General features: G+C 66.6%; 19 protein-coding genes and 1 tRNA gene. 10 read left to right on the plus strand and 10 right to left on the minus strand.

Annotated features, from left to right (window positions below):
* Window positions 1-1698: AAA family ATPase (locus V3W46_RS01030; RefSeq protein WP_331781224.1), on the plus strand; the 1698-nt coding region annotated here is incomplete at its 5' end.
* Between the two features lie 91 nt (window positions 1699-1789).
* Here the strand turns inward: V3W46_RS01030 and V3W46_RS01035 are convergent.
* Window positions 1790-1865: transfer RNA gene (locus V3W46_RS01035), tRNA-Lys, on the minus strand.
* Between the two features lie 150 nt (window positions 1866-2015).
* Here V3W46_RS01035 and V3W46_RS01040 point away from each other — a divergent pair.
* The 4 genes from V3W46_RS01040 (at window position 2016) to V3W46_RS01055 (ending at window position 4830) form a co-directional block, all read left to right on the plus strand.
* Window positions 2016-2645, plus strand: a complete 630-nt coding sequence (locus V3W46_RS01040) for a DNA-directed RNA polymerase subunit beta (RefSeq protein ID WP_331781225.1) — start codon at window positions 2016-2018, stop codon at window positions 2643-2645.
* A 130-nt stretch (window positions 2646-2775) separates the two neighbouring features.
* On the plus strand, window positions 2776-3171 hold the full coding sequence (locus V3W46_RS01045; RefSeq protein ID WP_331781226.1) for a hypothetical protein: 396 nt from the start codon (window positions 2776-2778) through the stop codon (window positions 3169-3171).
* A gap of 148 nt (window positions 3172-3319) precedes the next feature.
* A complete protein-coding gene (locus V3W46_RS01050; protein ID WP_331781227.1) occupies window positions 3320-3913 on the plus strand; it encodes a sigma-70 family RNA polymerase sigma factor in 594 nt (197 codons plus the stop codon).
* Window positions 3910-4830 (plus strand): anti-sigma factor, encoded by a 921-nt coding sequence (locus V3W46_RS01055; RefSeq protein WP_331781228.1) that lies wholly within the window; start codon window positions 3910-3912, stop codon window positions 4828-4830. The genes V3W46_RS01050 and V3W46_RS01055 overlap by 4 nt, the downstream gene beginning before the upstream one ends.
* Before the next feature lie 118 nt (window positions 4831-4948).
* Here V3W46_RS01055 and pstB read toward each other — a convergent pair whose 3' ends face one another.
* From pstB to V3W46_RS01095, 8 genes are all read right to left on the minus strand, one after another.
* On the minus strand, window positions 4949-5728 hold the full coding sequence (pstB, locus tag V3W46_RS01060; RefSeq protein ID WP_331781229.1) for a phosphate ABC transporter ATP-binding protein PstB: 780 nt from the start codon (window positions 5726-5728) through the stop codon (window positions 4949-4951).
* A 56-nt stretch (window positions 5729-5784) separates the two neighbouring features.
* Window positions 5785-6885: a phosphate ABC transporter permease PstA gene (pstA, locus tag V3W46_RS01065; RefSeq protein WP_331781230.1), complete on the minus strand. Its 1101-nt coding sequence runs from the start codon at window positions 6883-6885 to the stop codon at window positions 5785-5787.
* Complete coding sequence (pstC, locus tag V3W46_RS01070; protein WP_443069903.1) at window positions 6882-8075, minus strand: phosphate ABC transporter permease subunit PstC; 1194 nt, start codon at window positions 8073-8075, stop codon at window positions 6882-6884. Before pstC ends, pstA begins: the two co-directional genes overlap by 4 nt.
* Window positions 8076-8169: 94 nt before the next feature.
* Window positions 8170-9288, minus strand: a complete 1119-nt coding sequence (locus tag V3W46_RS01075; RefSeq protein WP_331781231.1) for a phosphate ABC transporter substrate-binding protein PstS — start codon at window positions 9286-9288, stop codon at window positions 8170-8172.
* 189 nt (window positions 9289-9477) lie between these two features.
* Complete coding sequence (locus tag V3W46_RS01080) at window positions 9478-10413, minus strand: NUDIX hydrolase (protein WP_331781232.1); 936 nt, start codon at window positions 10411-10413, stop codon at window positions 9478-9480.
* Window positions 10410-12590, minus strand: a complete 2181-nt coding sequence (locus V3W46_RS01085; RefSeq protein WP_331781233.1) for an RNA degradosome polyphosphate kinase — start codon at window positions 12588-12590, stop codon at window positions 10410-10412. The genes V3W46_RS01080 and V3W46_RS01085 overlap by 4 nt, the downstream gene beginning before the upstream one ends.
* Before the next feature lie 58 nt (window positions 12591-12648).
* The gene (gene mshD, locus V3W46_RS01090) at window positions 12649-13614 is read right to left on the minus strand and encodes a mycothiol synthase (RefSeq protein ID WP_331781234.1); all 966 of its coding nucleotides are present in this window, start codon (window positions 13612-13614) and stop codon (window positions 12649-12651) included.
* Window positions 13583-14275, minus strand: a complete 693-nt coding sequence (locus V3W46_RS01095) for a response regulator transcription factor (protein ID WP_188674999.1) — start codon at window positions 14273-14275, stop codon at window positions 13583-13585. The genes mshD and V3W46_RS01095 overlap by 32 nt, the downstream gene beginning before the upstream one ends.
* 89 nt (window positions 14276-14364) lie before the next feature.
* On the opposite strand from V3W46_RS01095, the gene V3W46_RS01100 reads away from it, so the two are divergent.
* The 4 genes from V3W46_RS01100 (at window position 14365) to V3W46_RS01115 (ending at window position 17725) form a co-directional block, all read left to right on the plus strand.
* Complete coding sequence (locus V3W46_RS01100) at window positions 14365-14613, plus strand: hypothetical protein (RefSeq protein ID WP_331781235.1); 249 nt, start codon at window positions 14365-14367, stop codon at window positions 14611-14613.
* 163 nt (window positions 14614-14776) lie between these two features.
* Window positions 14777-15373, plus strand: a complete 597-nt coding sequence (locus tag V3W46_RS01105) for an FABP family protein (RefSeq protein WP_331781241.1) — start codon at window positions 14777-14779, stop codon at window positions 15371-15373.
* 40 nt (window positions 15374-15413) lie between these two features.
* On the plus strand, window positions 15414-16613 hold the full coding sequence (gene ygfZ, locus V3W46_RS01110) for a CAF17-like 4Fe-4S cluster assembly/insertion protein YgfZ (RefSeq protein WP_331781236.1): 1200 nt from the start codon (window positions 15414-15416) through the stop codon (window positions 16611-16613).
* 2 nt (window positions 16614-16615) lie between these two features.
* Complete coding sequence (locus V3W46_RS01115; protein ID WP_331781237.1) at window positions 16616-17725, plus strand: FUSC family protein; 1110 nt, start codon at window positions 16616-16618, stop codon at window positions 17723-17725.
* Window positions 17726-17747: 22 nt separating this feature from the next.
* Here the strand turns inward: V3W46_RS01115 and V3W46_RS01120 are convergent, their stop codons facing one another.
* Complete coding sequence (locus V3W46_RS01120) at window positions 17748-18569, minus strand: class I SAM-dependent methyltransferase (RefSeq protein ID WP_331781238.1); 822 nt, start codon at window positions 18567-18569, stop codon at window positions 17748-17750.
* A 17-nt stretch (window positions 18570-18586) separates the two neighbouring features.
* Between V3W46_RS01120 and V3W46_RS01125 the strand changes: the two genes are divergently transcribed.
* Window positions 18587-19336, plus strand: coding sequence for a phosphoglyceromutase (locus tag V3W46_RS01125; protein WP_331781239.1), 750 nt, complete (start codon window positions 18587-18589; stop codon window positions 19334-19336).
* Window positions 19337-19431: the final 95 nt, after the last annotated feature.

Raw genomic sequence — 19431 nt, forward strand, 5'->3', positions numbered from 1 at the left:
AGGCCACACTCGCGGCCTAAAAACTACAAACCAACCGAGTCAACCAAACCGTCAGCAGTCCCAAACAATTCGGGCAAGAGTTCATTACTTCGCGAGACTCAGCAACTTGCTTCGAGTGTCGGGCCGATCGAGTGGCGTGGTGTTCACGCGCGGGTGGTCGCCGGTTACGATCTGCGTTACGACGGAACTGTGGACGACCTAATTGAGTATATGACTCGCACGTTTTGGCGTCGTGAGCCTGGCCAGTATCCCGATGGGTTCCAGAACGAGGTCACTTTCAGATTGTTCAATGGGTCGATCGTGAAGGAGTCCGACGTGAAGACTCGTTGGCATAGCCAAGCCAGTCTCGGGAGCATCGCGAACGTTTTCTGTCAATATTTGAACGCTGAGCAACGATTGCCGGTCGCCAACGCAACACAATCGTTCGATCCGATGTCGGAGTATCCGTCTAGTCCGTTGCAGATTCTCTCTGCTAACAAGAGCATCGAGCGCGAACTGGATGATCTTGTTAGAGGAGCTTTCGGTTCCGGAATCGTCTTAAATCGATTTGCTGGACCTCAATTGCGTCTGCACGTCGGACGTATGACGTCTCGCGTCACCGGTAGCCCGCCTTCGGTCGAGTATCTGGAGGAGATGGCGCGTCTGCCGACAATGGATTTGCAGGGCGATGGAATCAGAGCATTCGTCGGAATCGTCCTCGCTGTACTCACTAGCCCGTACTCGGTAATCATGATCGACGAGCCAGAAGCGTTCCTGCATCCTCCTCAAGCAAGGCTATTGGGTAGCTTTATCGAGTCTCATGCTCGAAGAACTAAGACACGAATCGTCATTGCTACACACAGTGAGGACATATTAGGTGGCATTATCGACTCGCGCAGGACTACTGGCGAGATCACGTTCGCCCGCGTCACCAGAAATGAGACGGGCAACCACATATCACAAATCGCCTCAGCTTTAGCCAAGGATCTGTTCAACGATCCCCTCATGCAGTTCTTCGATATGTTGAACGGGCTCTTCGCGCCTGGAGTTATCCTCTGCGAGGCTGACGGTGATTGCACCTACTATCGCGCCGTTTCCAGCCGAATCGACAATCTAAGTTTGCGAACTTCTCACTTCACGCACACTGCAGGCAAAGATCGAATGCTGCGTGCAGTTAGGACCCTGCGTACAGTGTCTGTGCCTGTGGCCTGCATTTACGACATTGACATATTCCAAGATGAGCGGAAATTTCAAGTTTTAGTGGAGGAGGCGGGGTTGGACTGGGCGGTCCTCCAGCCCCTTCGGAATCAGATAGTGCACAACATCGACGGGTTGGCGGTATACCCGCGCCGCGCGGAACTGCAGAGCGAGTTGAACGCAGTTCTCGACAGTTTCACGCAAAGTCATCTCAACGGCTCCACACTAAGAGAGCTCTCGGCGGCGCTGAAGGTGGAGAGTGGTTGGTCAAGGTTCAAGTTCCTCGGGATCGCTGCTCTAGACGCTGGCGGTAGGCGAGCCTATGCCGCAGCGACTGAAATGTTGGAGGCGAACGGAATTTTCATCGTTGCGGAAGGCGAACTTGAGCGTTTTCATCCTGATGTAGTGCAAAGTGACAAAGCAGAATGGTTGCGAACTGTTCTGGCACAAAAGTTGTATAGAAATTCAACCGCACAGGATCTACTGCGGCGAGTCGCATTTTTCATCGAACGACAACAGTGATGGACGCCGGCAAAATGGCGGTATGGACGAAGTCACCACCTCCAAAATCGATCGGTTTTGGAAGCTGGACCCGTCGACGAAACGACCGCGATGGTGGGCCCCGTCGGGCTCGAACCGACGACCCACGGATTAAAAGTCCGATGCTCTACCAACTGAGCTAGAGGCCCTTGCCGACTAATCTACCGGTTTCGGTCGGGAGGTGCGAAATTGCCTGCCGCCGACGAGCACGATGGCGGCTCGCGGGGCACCCAGCTGCCCCGCGAGTTTGTGAAGTAGCGTTGAAGCGCACGAAACCGCGGCAGAGAGAGGTGTGCACTGTGGGCGACGAGTTCCATAAGCCGACGCTGTTCGCCGGGTCGACGTTCGAGGCCTTCCAGGGCGGCGACGACCCCGCGCAGATCAGCCGGCTGGCCCACGACACGGCCGCCGCGCTGCTGAGTCGCGTGCGGGCCGATCCCGACCCTGGCGTCATCGACAGGCTCATTGCGTACACCGACGAGCACGGCATCGACGCCATCGCCGAACTCTGGTCGCGGGCATCCGCACGGTCGCTGCCGGGCGCGCTGTGGCGCATCTACCTGCTGCGCGCGCTCACCCGGCAAGACCCCGAGCAGTCGAGTTTCGTCTTTCAGCGCGGCGCCGAGCTGTCGCGCACGATCGACCCGGTGGTGGCGGGGGCGCAGTCGCCGACGGGCCCCGAAGAGATCACGGCGCTCGCCGACCAGATCTTGCGGGGGCTGTTCGAGGGCGACTTCGCGGTGGCGCTCGACCGCGCGGCGGCGTTCTGCCGTCTGATGTCGAGTGGATGCGCGAGCCTCGCCGATGACGCCGAACAGGTCGCACCGGCCAGGGCCAGTGAGCTGACGACCCGCGCCGCACGTTTTCAGTCGATCGCCGCCGAGCTCTCTGCGTGCGCGACTCTCTGGCGCCGGGACAGCCTCGATTGAGCATCCCCGGCCACGAGCATCCGAAAGCCTTGGTAAACTGTTACAGCCGGGCCGCAGTAACCCCGGGCTCCAAATTTAGCCGCTCCGAGCGGCCTCGCGCCGAGAGGCGTTTCTGCGGCCTGGCACCCGAATGAGAGCCGTTCGTTTCGGGGCCATTCTCTGGACCATCGTCGCGCTCGTTCTGAACGCGTACATCCACGTCACCCTCGCGCCCACGGTCACTCCCGTCGACCCGACGCTGATGAGCCTCGGCACGCTCTACCTCGCCGAGGCCGCGGTGAATGTGCTCGCCGCGATTCTGCTGCTCGTGCGGCCGCGCGTGTGGTCGGCCCTGTTCGCCGTTCTGGTGGCCCTGGTCGGGCTGATGACGCTGGTGGCGTCGGTGTGGATGCCCCTGCAGCTGCCGCTCGGCCTGCCGACGGTGCCCATGAGTTCGTGGACCACGGAGAAGGCCATCTCGGCCGCCGCCCAGGTGTTCATCGTGATCAGCGGCACGGTCGTGGCCGTCACGGCCCGTCGGCGCTGAACCGGAACTGCTCGGCACCGAGTCGGCGCTGATCGGCACCGAATCTGCACCCAAACCGATCTGATCGCCAATCCGTTTCGGCGACCGTCTCGAACACCTTGTACGACGATCCACCCGGGTCACAACTCACGCAAGGTGAATAACTGAGATGCTTAAGCTTGTGACCCACCACATCGAACGTGACGAGCCCGTGCCGGAGGTCAGCCTCGACTCCCTTCTGCAACGTATCGCCACCGCCGATGAGCGTGCGTTCTCTGAGCTGTACGACCGGGTCGCCCCCCGCGTTCTGGGCCTGATCAGGCGGTTGCTCATTGATCATGCGCAGTCGGAGGAGGTGGCCCAGGAGGTCTTCCTCGAGATCTGGAAGACGGCGGCGAAGTTCGACACCGAGCGCGGCGCGGCCATGTCGTGGATCCTCACGATGGCTCACCGCCGCGCAGTCGACCGGGTTCGGGCGTCGCAGTCGGGCCATGACCGTGATCTGAAGATCGGCATCCGCAACCTCGAGCGCGAATACGACCAGACCTCAGAAGCGGTCGAGATACGAATCGAACACGAGCGAGTGAAGAAGGCGATGGGCCAGCTGACCGAACTGCAGCGCCAGGCCATCAGCCTCGCCTACTACGGCGGCTACAGCCACAGCGAGGTGGCAGAACTGCTTCATGTGCCGATCGGCACGGTGAAGACCCGATTACGCGACGGAATGATCCGTCTGAGAGATGAAATGGGGGTGACCACATGACCCGCGACGATGAGTACCTGTCGTCTGGCGCCTACGCGGTGAACGCGCTGAACGACGAAGAGGCCCGGGCCTACGAGCGAGCGCTCGACGAGTCGCCCGAGCTGCGGCAGGAGACCGACGAGCTGTCGGCCACCGCCACGCTGCTCGGCCTCGCGGCCGCGCCGGTTCAGCCGCCGCCCTCGCTGAAGGCCTCGCTGATGGCGAAGCTCGCCGAGACGCCTCAGGATGCCCCGGCCGAGCCCCGGGCATCCACCCCGCCGATCGTGGCCGATCGCGGCGCGGCACCCGAGGTCGTCGCGGCCGTGCCGATCGACATCGCCGTGGCCGCCCGCGCCACCCAGCAGCCTGCTGCAGCCGACGCCCAGCCTGTCGACGCCCAGCCCGCCTACGCCCAGCCCGCGGCACCCGAGTCGCCGGCCGCGGCCCGTGCCACCGCCCGCTGGTTCACCACGCCCGTCGGGCTGCTGGTGGCCGCCGCGGCGGCCGTGGCGCTCTTCGTGGGCGGGGGAGTGGTCGGAACCTCGATCATCCCCGGCATGAGCACGACGTCACAAGACGCGTCGGCGAGCTCGCTGGCGCAGATCTTCTCGGCGTCTGATGTGCAGAGCACGCAGACCACGGTCGAGGGCGGCGGGCAGGCGACGGTCGTCTGGTCGAAGTCGATCGGCAGCGCCGCCATCGTGGCGCAGGGCATGCCGACGCTCGCCTCGAGCAAGACCTATGAGGCCTGGTACATCAACGGCTCGACCGGTGTGGCGACTCCCGCCGGAACCTTCGTGCCGGGCGGCGACTCCACCACGTGGCACGTGTTGAGCGGCACCATGACCCCGGGCGACACCATCGGCGTCACCGTCGAGCCGGCCGGCGGTTCGCAGACCCCCACCACGGCTCCCATCCTCGCGGTCACCTCGGCCTGACCCGCCGGCTTCATCCGCCGCCCCTATCCGAACATCCCATCCGGCGACACGCGGATAACAAAAACCGCCCCACGACGAGAGTCCTGGGGCGGTTTTCGTGATGCAGGGAGAGGACGGCCTAGCCGAAGCGGCCCGACACGTAGTCCTCGGTCTCCTTCATGGTGGGGCTGCCGAAGATGGTGGTCGTGTCGTTGTACTCGATGAGCTTGCCCGGCTTGCCGGTGCCGGCGATGTTGAAGAAGGCGGTGCGGTCAGAGACGCGGCTGGCCTGCTGCATGTTGTGCGTCACGATCACGATCGTGTACTGCTCTTTGAGCTCGGTGATGAGGTCTTCGATCGCCAGCGTCGAGATGGGGTCGAGCGCCGAGCAGGGCTCATCCATCAGCAGCACGTCGGGCGACACCGTGATGGCCCTGGCGATGCACAGGCGCTGCTGCTGCCCGCCCGACAGGCCGCCGCCCGGCAGGCTGAGGCGGTCTTTGACCTCGTTCCAGAGGTTCGCGCCGCGCAGGCCCTTCTCGACCAGGTCGTCGCCGTCTGACTTCGAGATGCGCTTGTTGTTGAGCTTCAGCCCGGCCAGCACGTTATCGCGAATCGACATGGTGGGGAATGGGTTCGCCCGCTGAAAGACCATGCCCACCTGACGGCGAACCAGCACCGGGTCGACACCCGAATCGTAGAGGTTGTTGCCGTCGATCAGCACCTCGCCCTTGACGTGGGCGCCGGGGATGACCTCGTGCATGCGGTTCAGCGTGCGCAGGAAGGTCGACTTGCCGCACCCTGAGGGCCCGATGAAGGCGGTGACGGTGCGGGGCTCGATGGTGATCGAGACCCCTTCGACGGCGAGAAAGTCGCTGTAGTACACGTTGAGGTCGTTGACTTCGATGCGCTTCGACACAGGGTTCCTTTTTGTACGGTGGTGCGGGAAGTGAGGGGGAGGGCCGAGCCGCGCTGCTAGCGCATGCCCTTCGGTGCGAAGATGCGGGCGATCACACGGGCGATCAGGTTCAGGATGACCACCAGCAGCACCAGCAGCAGGGCCGCCCCCCAGGCCGAGGCGTTCGAGGCGGCGATATCTTTGCCCGGGAACGCGTAACCCGTGTAGGCGAGCACCGGCAGGGTCTGCATCGGGCCGTCGAAGGGGTTGGCGTTGAAGTTGTCGGTGAAGCTCGCCGCGAGGAAGATCGGCGCGGTCTCACCGATGATGCGGGCCACGGCCAGCATGATGCCCGTGATGAGCCCCGCGATCGCGGTGGGCAGAACGACCTTCACGATGGTCGAGAACTTCGACACACCGAGGGCGAGCGACGCCTCGCGCAGGTCGCCGGGAACGAGCCGCAGCATCTCTTCACAGGCGCGAACGACAGTCGGAATCATCAGCACCGACAGGGCGACCGAGGCGGAGAAGCCGCTGAACGCCTTCGGGCCGACGATGATCGAGAACAGAGAGAAGGCGAACAGACCGGCGACGATCGACGGGATGCCCGTCATCACGTCGACCAGAAAGGTCACCGTTCGGGCCAGCCACTGTTTCGGCTGAGCGTACTCGACGAGGTAGATCGAGGTGAACAGGCCGATCGGAATCGAGATCAGCGAGGCGATACCGGTGATGATCAGCGTTCCGACGATGGCCTGCAGTGCGCCGGGCGTCTGGGTGACCGTGAGAGTGTTCGGGTCGAACGTCGCCGCGCCCACCGAGGTGATGAAGCTCCAGCTGATCTCGCCTGCGCCCTGCACGATGACGGTGGCCAGCGTCGACACCAGCGGAATGAGCGCCAGCAGGAACGCGACGGTGACGAGGCCACGGATGACCCGGTCGGTCGCCTTGCGGCGGTTCTCGACCACGCTCGACAGAATTGCGAGGGCGACGAGGTAGATGACGGCGGTGAGGCACAGCCAGCCGACCAGGCTGAAGCCGACCAGCAGCATCACCAGGCCGGTGACGATGGCGGCGCCGAGGAGAACATAGAGTTCGACGAACCGGGGCAGCTGCCCGCTGGTGAGGGAGTTGGCGACCGGGCCGCTGGGCTTGATGCGCGGGCTGAGAACGCTCACTTGCCTGCTCCTTCGACGTCGTCTTCAGAAATATGGGGTTCGGTGTCGACCACTCCGGCGCGGCCGGGGGCGGCGACGACATCGAGGGCGATGGCGGTCGCAGCGTCACCGGAGGGCAGCTGGCTGAGCGGGCCGGGTTCGCCCGGCTTGCCGCTCTTCTTGCGCTTGCCCTTGCCGCCGCCCACGATCGCGCGGGCGATCGAATTGACGGCGAGCGAGATGACGAACAGCATGAGGCCTGTGCCGATCAGCGCGTCACGCTGCAGCGTGGTGGCGATCGGAAAGTTGAGGGCGATGTTGGCCGCTATGGTCTGCGAGTTCTGGCCCTCGGTGATGAGTCGCACCGAGACGAGGATGGCCGGCGAGATGATCAGCGCGATGGCCATCGTCTCGCCGAGCGCACGACCGAGGCCGAGCAGCGTCGCGCTGACGATTCCCGACTTCGCGTAGGGGAAGACGGCGAGGCGGATCATCTCCCAGCGGGTCGCGCCGAGGGCGAGCGCGGCTTCTTCGTGCAGGCGCGGGGTCTGCAGGAAGATCTCGCGGGAGATCGAGGTGATGATCGGCAGGATCATCACGGCCAGCACCAGGGCGCCGGCGAGGATGGTCGAACCGGTGGTGGTCACGGCTCCACCGAAGAGCGGAATCCAGCCGAGGTTGGCGTTCAGCCAGTCAGACAGCGGCAGCAGGAAGGGCCTGATGACGATGATGCCCCAGAGACCGAACACGATCGACGGCACGGCGGCGAGCAGGTCGACAAGGTAGCCCAGGATGCTCGCCAGACGCCGCGGTGCGTAGTGCGAGATGAACAGGGCGATGCCGATGCCGACCGGGGCGCCGAACAGCAGAGCGATGGCGGCGGCCCAGAGCGTACCCCAGATGAGCGGGCCGACGTAGGCCCAGAAGTTGGGGAACGCGGCGGTGGGGCCGGTGTTGAGCTGGTCGTTCGTCGACCAGTCGGCGGTGATGGCGGGAATCGCCGAGATGATCAGGAACAGCGCGACGCCGGCCAGAATCACCATGATGAGCACGGCCGAGCCGGTGCTCAGGCCGCGGAAGATGAAGTCACCCGGGCGAACCCGGGTGCTGCGCTTGGCAGCGGTGGGGTCTTTCGACCCACCGCTGCCAAGCGGGGTGGAGCTGGTCGTCTTGTCGGCCGACCCAGACGAGCTCGTGGGAGCAGATTGCACTGAAGTTTTGTCGCTCACAGCGTTCTTTCTTGAGTTCGTTATGGGTGTCGGTGCGAAGACGGGTCAATCAGACTGCGTCAGACAGTACTACTTCTTACTTGACCGTGGCGAGCGACGTCTGGATCTGCGTCAGCATCGAGTCGGGGATCGGAGCCGAGCCGGCGTTCTTCGCGGCGATCGCCTGTCCGACGGTCGATGCGACGTAGCCGACGTACGACTTGGTCAGGGCAGCCTGAGCCGGGTCTTTGAACGTGGTGCAGACGATCTGGTACGAGATCAGCGGGATCGGGTAGATGGTCGCGCCGGTCAGCTTGCTGTAGTCGAACTTCTGCGACAGGTCACCGGTCGTGGTCGGAACCGTGGTGGCACCGGCGGTGAAGGCCGCGGTGGCGGCATCCTGGCTGAAGGCCACCTTGTTCACGGTCGCGGCGGTCGCCGTGCCGATGGCGCTGTGGTCGGCGTAACCGATGGTTCCGGCGCCCGCTCCGACGGCCTGGACGACGCCCGAGCCACCCTTCTGGGCACTGGTGCCGGCGATCGGCCAGGTGTTGCTGGCCGGGTAGGTCCAGTCGGTCGGGTCGACGGCGCTGAGGAAGTTGGTGAAGTTCTGCGTCGTGCCCGATCCGTCTGAACGGGTGACCGTCGTGATCGTGGTCGACGGCAGGGTCACACCGGGGTTGTCAGCTGCGATGGCCGGGTCGTTCCAGGTGGTGATCGACAGGTTGAAGATCTTGGCGATCGTCGCGCTCGAGAGGTTCAGGCTCGTCACGCCGGGGAGGTTGTAGATGATCGCCACGCCGTCGAGGTAGACCGGCAGGTTGAGGCCGCCACCGGTGCCGCAGATGGTCTGCGACGAGGTCTGCTGGTCGGCCTTGAGGGGCGAGTCAGAACCCGCGAAGTCGTAGCTGCCGGCGAGCCAGTTGGTGACGCCGCCGCCCGAGCCCTGCGACTTGTCGTAGTTGACCGTGACACCGGCGACCTGCGCGACGTACGCGGCGGTCCAGGCGGTCTCGGCGTTGGCCTGGGCGCTCGAGCCACCGGCGGTGATGGTGCCCTTGAGGCTGGAGTCGAGGGTTGAGACGACGCCGGCCGATGCCGTCGACGTGGCTGCCGAGGTGCTCGATCCGCTGGTGCTGCTCGACGAGCAGGCGGAGAGCGCGAGGGCCACCGTCACGAAGACGGCTCCTGTCGCAGCGACATTCTTGAACTTCACTGTGTTCCCTTCAATTGGGTCATCATCAGCACTGCAGAAAGATTCGGGCGCAAGTGCTGGCAGGCCGGTGCAGGCCCCTGACGAAGGTATGCCGCACTCGTAACGACGTTCCCCCCACGTGGTGAACGCAGGGTTAACGGCAGGCGACGATCAGGCGCTGCACGGGGGGCTTGCGCCGGCTCCGGATGCTCAGCTGACGATCTGCGGAACGTGCGTCTCGATGGCGACGATGCCCGAGCCCGGCCGGTCGACCGAGAGGTGCAGCACCGAGAAGCCGGCCACCGGCAGATCGCCTGCGCGGCTCAGTGAGGCCTGCCGGGTGCCGCCGGCGGCGAGGCCGACCTCGCGCACGATCTCGGGCAGCACGGGGCCGTGGGCGCAGATGATGGCGGTGCTGAGCTTACGCACCCGCTTGGCGACCACGTGCCGCACGTCGCTGCTGCCGTCTTCGAACGCATCCTGGCTGATGAGCGGCGTCTTGCGAACGCGAACCTCCGCGGCTTCGGAGAACGGCGTGACCGTCTCGATGCACCGCCGGGCGGTGCTGCTGACCAGCACCTCGGGGCCGAACGCGCGCAGGGAGGGCACGATGACGTTCGCCTCGGTACGCCCGCGGTGCGTGAGCGGCCGCAGGGCATCCGGCCCATCGAATTCGTTGGCGGGGATTGTCTTCGCGTGGCGCAGGGCGATGATGGCGAAGGTGCGGGTGACGCCCTGGTCGAGCAGCAACTGGAAGCGCTCGAGCACTTCGACGTCGCGTTCGTAGCTCAGCGTCTTCTTGGCGCGGCGCAGCGACATCCACTCGCACGAGGCGACCTCGTCGCTCGGGGTGAACTGCGACGACGCGTGCGACTCGGGGCTCACCTCTGCCGCCCAGTAGTAGACGACTTTGTCGCGGTTGTTCGGCATCGTGTAGCTGGTCACGCCGAGCGGCACGCCGAGGTCGATGGCGAGCCCGGTCTCTTCGAGCACTTCGCGCACGGCCGTCTCGGGCAGCGTCTCGCCCGCCTCGACCTTGCCCTTCGGCAGCGACACGTCGTTGCGCTGGGCGCGATGGATGACCAAGATGCGAACCTTGCCGCCGACAAGGCGCCAGCAGACGGCGCCCGCTGCGTAGACGGTCAACGCAGGATTCCCGGTCGCTTCCGGCGAGACGTGAGGTACATCAGCCGGTCTTGAAGGTCGATGAGCTTGTCTCCCGCCTCGTTCTCGGTGTGCCTGGTCCATTCGCCGTCGCCGTCGAGCCACCACGAGGTGACCGAGTCAGACATGGCCAGCTCGAACAGCGACGCCAGCTCTTTCAGGTGCTCGGGCGCCGTCAGCCGCACGAGCGCCTCGATGCGGCGGTCGAGGTTGCGGTGCATCATGTCGGAGCTGCCGATGAAGACCTGCGGGTCGCCGTTGTTCTCGAAGCTGAAGATGCGCGAGTGTTCGAGGTAGCGCCCCAGAATCGAGCGCACCCGGATGGTCTCGCTGAGCCCGGGCACGCCGGGCTTGATGCCGCAGATGCCGCGCACCCAGATGTCGATGGGCACACCGGCCTGGCTCGCGCGGTAGAGCCCGTCGATGATGGCCTCGTCGACGATGGAGTTCAGCTTGATCTTGATGCCGGAGGGCAGGCCGGCCTGCGCGTTCGCCGCCTCCTGCGCGATGCGTTTGAGCAGCCCCTTCCGCAGGTGCAGGGGAGCGACCAGCAGGCGCTTGAACTTCTTCTCGATGGCGTAGCCCGACAGCTCGTTGAACAGGCGGGTCAGGTCTTTGCCGACCTGGTCGTCGGTGGTGAACAGGCCGAAGTCTTCGTAGATGCGCGAGGTCTTCGGGTTGTAGTTTCCCGTGCCGATGTGGCTGTAGTGCTTCAGTTTGCCCTTCTCGCGGCGAACCACGAGGGCGAGCTTGCAGTGCGTCTTCAGGCCCACGAGGCCGTAGACGACGTGCACGCCCGCCTTCTCGAGCTTGCGGGCCCAGGTGATGTTGGCCTGCTCGTCGAAGCGCGCCTTGATCTCGACCAGGGCGAGCACCTGCTTGCCCGACTCGGCCGCGTCGATCAGCGCCTCGACGATGGGGCTGTCGCCGCTGGTGCGGTAGAGGGTCTGCTTGATGGCGAGCACGTCGGGGTCGGCCGCCGCCTGTTCGAGAAAGGCCTGAACGCTGGTGGCGAAGCTCTCGTAGGGGTGGTGCACCAGAATGTCCTGCCGGGCGATGGCCTTGAAGATGTCAGGGCGGGCGTTCGGCTCGGGCGGCAGCAGGTAGACGTTCGTCGTCGGCACGTGCTTCGGGTACTTCAGGTCGGGCCGGTCGATCTTGCTCAGCTCGAACAGGCCGCCGAGGTCGAGCGGTGCGGGCAGGCGGTAGACCTCCTGCTCGGTGACATCGAGTTCACGAACGATGAGGCCGAGGGTCACATCATCCATGTCTTCGGTGATCTCGAGGCGGATGGGCGGGCCGAAGCGGCGCTTCAGCAGCTCCTTCTCGAGCGCCTGGATGATGCTCTCGGTGTCGTCTTCTTCGATCTCGACGTCTTCATTGCGCGTGACGCGGAAGACGTGGTGTTCGAGCACCTCCATGCCCGGAAAGAGGTGGCCGAGGTGGTTGGCGATGAGGTCTTCGAGGCTGATGAAGCGCAGGTCGCGGGTGCGCTCCTTCGAGCTCACCCGAACGAAGCGGGGGAGCACCTGCGGCACCTTCAGCCGGGCGAACTCCTGCCGGTCGCTCTTCGGGTTGCGCACGCGCACCGAGAGGTTCAGCGACAGGCCCGAGATGTAGGGGAACGGATGCGCGGGGTCGACCGCGAGCGGCATCAGCACCGGAAAGATCTCGTCGCTGAACACCTCGGTCAGTCGGTCTTGCTCGGCCTGGTTCAGCGAGTCCCAGGTGACGATGTGGATGCCCGCGTCGTCGAGCGCGGGCTTCACCAGGTCTTGGTACGCCGCCGCGTGCCGCGCCTGCAGCTCGTGCACGACGAGCGAGATGTCGTCGAGCACCTCCTGCGGGCCTCGGCCGACGTTCGTCGGCACGGCGAGGCCGGTGACGATGCGGCGCTTCAGGCCGGCGACCCGAACCATGAAGAACTCGTCGAGGTTGCTCGAGAAGATGGCGAGGAAGTTGGCGCGCTCGAGCGCGGGAACCGACGGGTCTTCGGCGAGTTCGAGCACGCGGCGGTTGAAGGCCAGCCAGCTCAGCTCGCGGTCGAGGTACCGCCCCTCGGGCAGGGCGGGGTCGTTCGGGTCTTCGATGATCTCGAAGTCGTCGTCGAGGTAGTCGCTGCCCACGCCAGCGTCGAGGGTGATGTTGTCGCCGTCCATCCCATCATCATGTCACCCGCGGGGCGCGAGCGAGAGTAAACGCAGGGTGAACGGCGCCTCAGGGTCGGGCGTACTGCACGTCGACGGTGAAGTCGGTGAAGCCGAGGCTCCGGTAGAGCGGAACGGCGGGGGTGTTGCCTTCGTCGACGTAGAGGGCGGCGACCGTGCATCCGCGGCTCACGAGGCGCTTCAGCCCGCGCAGCATCAGCTCACGCCCGATACCCCTGGCCGAGTGGCCGGCGTCGACGCCGATGACGTAGATCTCGCCCACGGTCTCGCCGGGCTCGATCTTCAGCCAGTTGTAGCCGATCAGCTCGCCGTCGTTGCCCCGAGCGACGAGGAAGTCGCCGGCGTCGAACCAGGGTTCGGCCATGCGTGCGCGCAGGTCGTCGACGCTCAGCTGCCCCTGCTCGGGATGCCCGCTGAAGATGCGCGCGTTCAGCGCCACCCACGCCTCGTCGTCGACTCCGGGAACGAAGGCGTCGACCCGGGTCAGCTGCGGCGGTTCGGGCATCGACGCATCGAGCGGCATGCGCAGCTGCAGCAGCCTGCGCACGGCGGCGAAGTGGTGCTGCTTCGCCAGGGCGGCCGCGGCGGGATGATCGCCGTGCGACCAGGCGAGCGTCGGGATCGCCACCGGAACGTCGGACTGGAATGGTTCGAGCAGGCGCGACAGGTACGAGACGTGCGGGCGGCGGCGCCGCGCGAAGACCGAATCCTCGTCGAGCATGTGGCTGGTGAGGGCCGCACCGAGGCCGCGGCCGCGCAGGGCGGGGTCGATCACGAGCTCGAGGGTGTCGTCGTTGACGACCGCCGCACCGGCCAGAGCCTGGCCGCTGTAGGCCAGGGTGAAGACGCAACGGCCGGCACGGGCAGCCACCAGCGTCTGGTCGTTGAAGGGCGGCTGGCCGTCGGCCGCCACAGCAGCGCTGCCCAGCGCGACGAGGTCTCGATAACCGCGGGAGGCGAGCAGGGCCTCCCGGTCGGCCGCCCTAAGCGTTTCGAGCCTGAGCGAGTCGTTCATTCTCGTCTTCGAAGAAGTTGAAGCGGTATCCGACGTTGCGCACGGTGCCGATGAGCGACTCGAGGTCGCCGAGCTTGGCCCGCAGCCGCCTGACGTGCACGTCGACGGTGCGGGTGCCGCCGAAGTAGTCGTAGCCCCACACCTCGCTGAGCAGCTGTTCGCGGGTGAACACGCGCGACGGATTGAGGGCGAAGAAGCGCAGCAGCTCGAACTCCTTGAAGGTGAGGTCGAGCGGGCGGCCGTGCACGCGCGCCGAGTAGCTCGCCTCGTCGATGACGACGCCCGAGGCCTGGATCTTCGACGACGACTGCTCTTGCACCTGCCGGCCGATGGCGAGGCGGATGCGCGTGTCGACCTCCGCTGGTCCGGCGCTCTCGAGCACCACATCGGCCGCGCCCCACTCGGCGCTGACGGCCGTGAGGCCGCCCTCGGTGAGCACGAGCACGATCGGAACGCCGATGCCCGTCGTTTTCAGGATCTTGCAGAGCGAACGGGCGCTCGCGAGGTCGCGGCGGGCGTCGATGAAGATGAGGTCGCAATTGGGGGTGTTCACCAGTTGGGCGGCCTCGGCGGGGATGTGCCGCGTGCGATGGCTCAGCAACGAGAGCGCGGGAAGCACCTCTTTGTCGACCGCAGAGGTCAGGATCAACAACTGCGCCACAGAGATCCTCCAGATAATGCCTGACGCAATACTAGCGGCTCGACCCCCGTGCCCGCCGACAGCGGCCGCGACAGGGCAGAATGGGGCGTGTGAACCTGCTCGTGAAAAGCGTGACCCCCATCTGGCTCGTGGCGCTCGTCGGCGCGGTGCTGGTCGGTGTTCTCGCGCAGCCCGGCCAGCACTTCGTGATGCTGCCCGTCGTGCTGGGCGTGATCGTCATCCTCACCTTCGTGGTGCAGCTCGGCCTGGTGCGGCCCGAGGGCTTCGTCGACCGGGTCGCCGCGAGCATCGCCGGCTCGATGGTGATTCTGGCCGTGGCCACTCTTCTTCTCCTCTAGAATCGACACATGTCATATGTGCCTCTTGAACTGTTCTATCTCGGGCTGCTGGGCCTCGCGGGTATCGGCATCGCGTTCACGTCGGTCGTGGTCATCCTGAGGCTCTTCCGCGGCCAGCGCTGACCAGCCGGTTCGATCCGAACACGAGATCGAGGTTCAGATGGTGATCGAGATTCCGACCGGGCTGCCGCCCGAGATCGTGCCGCTGTCGTGGCTGCTCGGTGTCTGGGAGGGCACGGGGGTCATCGACTATACGATCGGCGACGAGAAGGTCAGCCACGAGTTCGGCCAGCGCGTGAGTTTCAGCCACGATGGCCTGCCGTACCTCAACTACAGCTCGTACGCCTGGCTGCTCGACGAGAAGCAGACGCCGCTCGTCACCGAGATGGGTTACTGGCGGCTCAGCCGGCCCTCGGTCGAGGGCGACCCGGGCCCCGGCATGCTGCCAGGCGCCGACCCGCGCCCGTTCGCCAGCACCGAGGCTGTCGAGGGGCTGCGCAACTCTGACGAGGGCTTCGACATCGAGGTCTCCCTGCTCCACCCGGGCGGTGTCGACGAGCTCTACATCGGGCAGGTCAAGGCCGCTCGCATCGACCTGGCCACCGATGCCGTGATGCGGTCGCACTCGGCGAAGGAATATTCTGCGGCCACACGCATTTATGGACTGGTACAGAACCACCTTTTGTGGGCCTGGGACATCGCGGCGCTCGGCCAAGACCTGCGCACTCACGCGTCGGCACGGCTGGCGCGCGTCGACTGAACGCGCGTCGCCGAACGAACCACCGACAAGGCAGCTCACCATGACGACAACAACCGCTTCACCCTTTCTCGACCTGACCGGCGCCGTGGAGGCTTCCGGCGCCGATGCGGGTGTCGCGGCGCACTACGGCAACCCGCTGCGTGAACAGCGCCTGCTCGCACAGGGCGCCATCGTCGACCTGTCGACCCGCGGCGTGCTCACGGTGACCGGCCCCGACCGCCTCAGCTGGCTCGACTCGGTCACCAGCCAGAGCATCAAGGGCCTGGCGCCGGGGGCCTCGGCCGAGACCCTGTTGCTCGACCCGAGCGGGCACATCGAGCACGCCATCCGCGTCTTCGACGACGGCGTGACCGTGTGGCTGCTCGTCGACGCGGCTGAGGCGTCGACGCTGTTCGGCTGGCTCGACCGCATGCGCTTCACCCTGCGCGTCGAGGTCGCCGACCGCACCGCCGAGTACGCGACGATCGGCTGGATGCCCGCCCCCGACGCCGCGCTGGCCGCGTCTTCTGCCGCCGAGACCGACGGCGCCTCTGCCGTGCGGGCGTTCGCGGCCGAACCGAACGGCGTCGCGCTCGTCTGGACCGACCCGTGGAGTTCGGTCGTCGTGGGCGGTCATCAGTATGCAGAGATCGACGAGCATCCGGGAGCCGGCTACACCTGGCGTGAGGTGCTCGTCGACCGCGACGAGCTGCCCGCGCTGGCCTCGGCGGTGGCCCGCGGCGACGTCGAGATCGCCGGCACCCTCGCGGCCGAGGCTCTGCGCATCGCAGCGTGGCGCCCACGGCTCGCGACCGAGCGCGACGAGCGGCTGATTCCGCACGAGGTCGACTGGATCAGGTCGGCCGTGCACCTGAACAAGGGCTGCTACCGCGGTCAGGAGACGGTGGCGAAGGTGCACAACCTCGGGCATCCGCCCCGCCGTCTCGTCATGCTGCACCTCGACGGCTCTGATGCGGTGCTGCCGGCGCCCGGCGACGAGGTGCTGGTTGCATCAGGCCACGAGGTGGCGGTTCAGGATGCCGCACCTGTCGGCGTCATCACCGCCAGCGTGGTGCACTACGAACTCGGCCCGATCGCCCTCGCGCTCGTGAAGCGCACGACGCCCGTCGACGCCACCCTCGCCGTGGCGAGCGAGGGCATACTGGTGGCCGCCGCGCAGGAGGTCATCGTGCCGCCCGAGGCGGGCGCCGCCGTCGGCCGCATCCCGCGGCTACCGCGTCTGGGTGCGCAGCGCCGCTGACCATGAGCGCGAACTCGCGCCCGACGCGAACCCGGGTGGGCAGTCGCTGGCTGAGGTTCGCCGCGCGCGCCGGTCTTCGGCGGTCGGTGGCGTCGGCCCCGGTCATCCTGCAGCTCGTCATCGCCGTCGTCGCAGCGTACTCGATCGCACACTACGGGCTGAGCCATGCGGCACCGATCACGGCCGTGACGGTGACCCTGTCGAGCCTGGGCTTCGTTCGGGATGCGCGGCCGATCCGTGTGCTCGAGACCGCCCTCGGGGTGACGCTCGGCATCGCCCTCAGCGAGCTGATTCTGCTCGCGTTCGGGCAGGGCGTGTGGCAGCTCGCGCTCAGCCTCGTGGTGACGCTGTTCGTGGCCCGGTTCATCTCGCCCTCACCCGGGTTCGCCATCGTGGCCGGCGTGCAGTCGGTGCTCGTCGCGATGCTCCCGATGGTTCCGGGCGGCCCGTTCAGCCGCACCATCGATGGTCTCATCGGTGGCGGCATCGCCCTCATCGTGACGGCGCTCGTACCCCGTGACGCCAGCAAGGTGGCGTTCGCCGACGCCCGGCGCACGATCAGAACCCTGGCCCGCATTCTCGACGAGCTCGTCATCGAGCTGCGCCGCGGGCCCGAGAGCGACGTGGAGCGGGTGCTGCAGCAGGCCCGGTCGACGCAGCCGCTCGTCGACCAGTGGCGCACCTCTCTCGATTCGTCGATCGGCATCGCCACCATCTCGCCCTGGCTGCGGCGGCGTCTGCCCGACCTGAACCGGCAGAAGGTGCTGCTGGCCGGCATCGACCTCGCGGTGCGCGACCTTCGGGTCGTCACGCGGCGACTCGCCGTGCTCACCCGCGACGGCCGCCCGCGCCCTGAGCTCGCCGACCTGCTCTCGGGTGTCGTCACCGCCGTCAACCTGCTCGGCCAGAGCCTCGACGACCCGTCGGTGCGGCCGCTCGTGCGGCAGAACCTGATTCTCGTCGCGGTGCAGCTGAACCCCGACGAGTTCTTCGACGAGAGTTCGCTGCACGCCGCCTCGGTCGTGATGGACATGCGCCCCTTCGTCATGGACCTGCTGACCGCCACGGGCCTCACCGAAGACCAGGCCCGCGCCGCCCTGCCCGCCCTGTGACCGGCCCTATTCGCTCTTCAGGTCAGAAGGCGAAGGAGTTCGGGGCGACCGACGCCCAGGGCAGAGTGAGCTCGCCCAGGCGCCAGCGCGCGGCGGGGCCGAGGGCAGGCCAGCCCGCCGCCGCGAGAGTGTGGATGCTCGCCACCCAGCGCTGCCGTGGCCCGTACACCGACAGCGGGGCGTTGCGTTGCCACGCGGCGTCGAGCTCTGCCAGCAGCGCGTGGATGGGCTCGCCCTCGACGTTGCGGTGGATCAAGACCTTGGGCAGCCGCTCGGCCACGATCGACGGTTTCTCGAGACCGGCCAGCCGCAGCGAGAGGGTGAAGGTCTCGGGGCCGGCGGGCGAGAGGGCGACCCAGCTCGACACGCGACCGATCTCGTCGCAGGTGCCTTCGACGAGCATCCCGTCGCTCTGCAGACGGCCGGTCATGCGGCGCCAGGCCGCGACAACCTGGGTCTCGTCATACTGGCGCAGCACGTTGAAGGCCCGGATGACCGCCGCGCGTCGCCCGCCGGGCAGCGGTGTCTCGAACCCGCCGAGGGCGAAGCTCACCCGCGCGTCGGGGTCGAACGTGGTCGCCCCCGCGCGCACGAGGCCGAGCTGAGCCTGCGCCGTCGCCACCCGTTCGGGCGAGATCTCGAGCCCGAACACCTCGACGTCGGGCCGGGTGCGGGCGAGCCGCTGCTGCAACTCGAGGGCGGTGACGCCGCTCGCGCCGTAGCCCAGATCGACCACCAACGGGTCGTCGGTGCGCCGCAGCAGGGGCTGCGCGGCGATGAAGCGGTCGACGCGGCGCAGGCGGTTCGTGTTCGTGGTTCCGCGCGTGATGGCACCGATCGGCATCGCTCTAGACTAATTGCATGACTGAGCCCTACACCCTGATCTTGCTGCGCCACGGCAACAGCGACTGGAACCAGAAGAACCTGTTCACGGGCTGGGTCGACGTGGGGCTGAGCGAACAGGGAGTGGGCGAGGCGAAGCGCGCCGGCGAGCTGCTGGCCGAGTCGGGCCTCACCCCCGACGTGCTCCACACCTCGCGTCTGGTGCGCGCCATCGAGACGGCGAACTACGCGCTGACCGTCGCCGGCCGCCTCTGGATCGACGTGAAGCGCTCGTGGCGCCTCAACGAACGCCACTACGGTGCGCTGCAGGGCAAAGACAAGGCGCAGACGCTCGCCGAGTACGGCCCCGAGCAGTTCCAGACCTGGCGCCGCTCGTACGACGTGCCGCCGCCGCCCATCGCCGCCGACGACGAGTACTCGCAGCTCGGCGACCCGCGCTACGCCGACCTCGGCGACGCCGTGCCCCGCACCGAGTGCCTGAAAGACGTCGTCGAGCGCATGCTGCCCTACTGGTTCAGCGACATCACGGTCGACCTGGCCGCCGGCAAGACCGTGCTCGTCACCGCGCACGGCAACTCGCTGCGCGCGCTGGTGAAGCACCTCGACAACATTTCAGACGACGACATCGCCGAGCTCAACATTCCCACGGGCATTCCGCTGGTCTACACGCTCGACGAGAACTTCGAGCCCATCGAGCCGGCCGTCTACCTCGACCCCGAGGCCGCCGCCGCGGGTGCCGCGGCCGTGGCGGCGCCGGGCAAGAAGTAGCCCTCGCTGGTTGAGTAGGCGCGGAGCGCCGTAGCGAAACCGGGTGTGCGGCGAGGGGTTTCGAGACGCTCCTGCGGAGCTACTCAACCGGCGAC

The organism is Subtercola sp. YIM 133946, assembly GCF_036553535.1.
Taxonomy (GTDB): domain Bacteria; phylum Actinomycetota; class Actinomycetes; order Actinomycetales; family Microbacteriaceae; genus Subtercola.

Bases quoted from the DNA above. Each gene is read 5' to 3' on its own strand.
- V3W46_RS01045 (WP_331781226.1), top strand. From the start codon at position 2,776: ATGAGAGCCGTTCGTTTCGGGGCCATTCTCTGGACCATCGTCGCGCTC.
- V3W46_RS01050 (WP_331781227.1), top strand. From the start codon at position 3,320: ATGCTTAAGCTTGTGACCCACCACATCGAACGTGACGAGCCCGTGCCG.
- V3W46_RS01055 (WP_331781228.1), top strand. From the start codon at position 3,910: ATGACCCGCGACGATGAGTACCTGTCGTCTGGCGCCTACGCGGTGAAC.
- V3W46_RS01085 (WP_331781233.1), bottom strand. From the start codon at position 12,590: ATGGACGGCGACAACATCACCCTCGACGCTGGCGTGGGCAGCGACTAC.
- mshD (WP_331781234.1), bottom strand. From the start codon at position 13,614: ATGAACGACTCGCTCAGGCTCGAAACGCTTAGGGCGGCCGACCGGGAG.
- ygfZ (WP_331781236.1), top strand. From the start codon at position 15,414: ATGACGACAACAACCGCTTCACCCTTTCTCGACCTGACCGGCGCCGTG.
- V3W46_RS01115 (WP_331781237.1), top strand. From the start codon at position 16,616: ATGAGCGCGAACTCGCGCCCGACGCGAACCCGGGTGGGCAGTCGCTGG.
- V3W46_RS01120 (WP_331781238.1), bottom strand. From the start codon at position 18,569: ATGCCGATCGGTGCCATCACGCGCGGAACCACGAACACGAACCGCCTG.
- V3W46_RS01125 (WP_331781239.1), top strand. From the start codon at position 18,587: ATGACTGAGCCCTACACCCTGATCTTGCTGCGCCACGGCAACAGCGAC.